The organism is Shewanella sp. 11B5, from assembly GCF_002836795.1.
GTDB classification, from domain to species: domain Bacteria; phylum Pseudomonadota; class Gammaproteobacteria; order Enterobacterales; family Shewanellaceae; genus Shewanella; species Shewanella frigidimarina.
Map to the genome: position 1 here is coordinate 1 of NZ_PJAP01001003.1, position 2,720 is coordinate 2,720.

Annotated in this window: 4 protein-coding genes; all 4 read left to right on the top strand. The window is 42.6% G+C overall.

What is annotated here, in order from left to right; translation table 11 throughout:
- Positions 1 to 924 (top strand): cbb3-type cytochrome c oxidase subunit I (locus tag CXF78_RS19495; RefSeq protein ID WP_180957223.1); only part of this gene is annotated, 924 nt, incomplete at its 5' end.
- 12 nt (positions 925 to 936) lie between these two features.
- Entirely contained in the window at positions 937 to 1,563 is a 627-nt protein-coding gene (gene ccoO, locus CXF78_RS19500; RefSeq protein ID WP_011637472.1) for a cytochrome-c oxidase, cbb3-type subunit II, read from the top strand.
- Between the two features lie 9 nt (positions 1,564 to 1,572).
- Positions 1,573 to 1,749 (top strand): cbb3-type cytochrome oxidase subunit 3, encoded by a 177-nt coding sequence (locus CXF78_RS19505; protein ID WP_011637473.1) that lies wholly within the window; start codon positions 1,573 to 1,575, stop codon positions 1,747 to 1,749.
- 5 nt (positions 1,750 to 1,754) lie between these two features.
- A partial coding sequence (ccoP, locus tag CXF78_RS19510) for a cytochrome-c oxidase, cbb3-type subunit III (protein WP_102037690.1) occupies positions 1,755 to 2,720 on the top strand: 966 nt, incomplete at its 3' end.

Below are 2,720 nucleotides of genomic sequence, written 5' to 3' on the forward strand. Positions count from 1 at the left end.
GCCTTTATCATTACTGTTGCAGTACTTCACATTGTTAACTCAATGGCAGTACCAGTAAGCTTGTTTAAGTCTTACTCTCTGTACTCCGGTGCAGTCGATGCGATGGTTCAGTGGTGGTACGGTCATAATGCGGTAGGCTTCTTACTTACTGCTGGTTTCTTGGGGATGATGTATTACTTCGTGCCTAAGCAAGCTGGTCGTCCAGTGTATTCATACCGTTTATCAATTGTCCATTTTTGGGCGTTGATTGCGTTATACATTTGGGCCGGTCCTCACCACTTACATTACACTGCCCTTCCTGACTGGACTCAGTCATTAGGCATGGTAATGTCATTAATTCTATTCGCACCTTCTTGGGGCGGTATGATTAACGGTATTATGACCTTGTCTGGTGCGTGGCATAAGCTTCGTACAGACCCTGTATTACGTTTCTTAGTTGTTTCATTGTCTTTCTACGGTATGTCTACCTTCGAAGGCCCAATGATGGCAATCAAAACAGTTAATGCTTTATCTCATTATACTGACTGGACTATTGGTCACGTTCACTCTGGCGCGCTAGGCTGGGTTGCAATGGTGTCTATTGGTTCTTTATATCACTTAATTCCAGTGCTATTTGGTCATGGTCGTATGTACAGCATGAAGCTGGTTAACGTCCATTTCTGGTTAGCGACTATCGGTACTGTTTTATATATCGTGAGTATGTGGATTTCTGGTGTTATGCAAGGTCTTATGTGGCGTGCGGTTAACTCTGATGGAACACTAACTTATAGTTTCGTTGAGAGTTTAGAAGCCTCGTACCCATTCTACTTTGTACGCTTTATTGGTGGTTGTTTCTTCTTAACCGGTATGTTTATTATGGCCTATAACGTTATCAAAACCGTTAAAGCGTCTAAAGATTCATTACCTGCTATTGCAGAAGCTTAAGGAGCAGATTCGATGAAATTTAATCATGAATTAATTGAAAAGAATGTCGGCCTGCTTGCTATCTTCACTGTTATCGCCATTAGCTTTGGTGGTTTGGTGCAGATTACTCCACTGATATTTCAGAAAGACACTACCGAAGCTGTTGAAGGTCTTATTCCTTATACTGCTTTACAGATTGAAGGTCGTGACATTTATGTTCGTGAAGGTTGTTACAACTGTCACAGCCAAATGATCCGTCCTTTACGTGCTGAAACAGAACGTTATGGTCATTATTCTGTTGCTGGCGAGTCTGTTTGGGACCACCCTTTTCAATGGGGTTCTAAGCGTACTGGTCCTGATTTAGCCCGTGTTGGTGGACGTTACAGTGATAAGTGGCACGAAGTGCATTTAATTAATCCTCGTGACGTTGTACCACAGTCAAACATGCCTGGTTTCCCTTGGTTAGCTGAAAATAAGCTAGACGGCGAACTCACTGGTGACAAGATGACTATTCTGCGTAACCTGCATAAAGGCGGTTACAAAGGTAATGATCTTTACACTGATGAAGAAGTTGCTGGCGCTAAAAAAGCGGTTGAAGGCAAGACAGAAATGCAGGCGCTGATCGCTTATTTGCAATCTTTGGGTCACGCACTCAAATAGGAGGCAATAATGGATTATGGTACTTTTCAAGGTATTTTAACCATAGTTGTTATGGTGACCTTTGTAGGCATTTTCTTTTGGGCATACAGTAAGCATAGCAAGTCAAAATTTGACGAAGCGGCTAACTTGGTGTTTACAGAAGATGAACTTGCAAAAATGTCAAAAGACTCGGGAGATCAGAAGTAATGATTATGAGTAACTTCTGGAGCATTTGGATTTCTGTACTGACGATTGTGGTCATTGCTGGTTGTTTTATCCTTCTTAAACTGGTTAATAATAATTACACCGGTGTTGAAGAAGGTAAATCAATGGGCCACAGTTTTGATGGTATTGAAGAACTGAACAACCCACTACCAAAGTGGTGGGCGTACATGTTCTATTTAACCATCGTATTCGGTGTGATCTATTTAGCTCTATATCCAGGCCTAGGTAACTACAAAGGTCTGTTTGGTTGGACAAGTTCGAACCAAAGTATTGGTACTGAAAAAGGCATTAAAGCCGACTCAGCTGCAGCGCTTCAAGCAGCAAAAGCTGACAACCGTTTATCTCAATATGACCGCGAAGTGGCCCATGCTGACGAAAAATACGGCCCAATTTTTGCGGCATATTTAGCGACACCGTTAGAAGAGCTAGTAAAAGACCCTGAAGCATTAAAAGTGGGCGGTCGTTTGTTTTTACAAAACTGTTCACAATGTCATGGTTCTGATGCTCGTGGCTCTAAGGGCTTCCCTAACCTTACCGACAGTGATTGGTTATATGGCGGCGAACTAGCCACTATTAAAACCACTATCATGAACGGTCGCAACGGCATGATGCCGCCAAAAGGTGGTTTACCTATCGAAGACAGCGAGATTAAAGGTCTTGCTGAATACGTAGTTAAACTTTCTGGTGGTGAACATGACGAAGCGTTAGCCGCTCAAGGTCAAGGTTCATTTATGAAAGGTTGTTTTGCGTGTCATGGTATGGATGCAAAAGGCAACAAATTCATGGGTTCGCCTAACCTAACTGATAACGTATGGTTGTATGGCGGTAGCCGTGGTGTGATTGCAGAATCTATCACTAATGGCCGCGCAGGCGTCATGCCAGCATGGAAAGACATTCTTGGTGAAGAGAAAGTCCATGTCGTAGCTGCTTATGTTTATAGCTTATCAAACAAA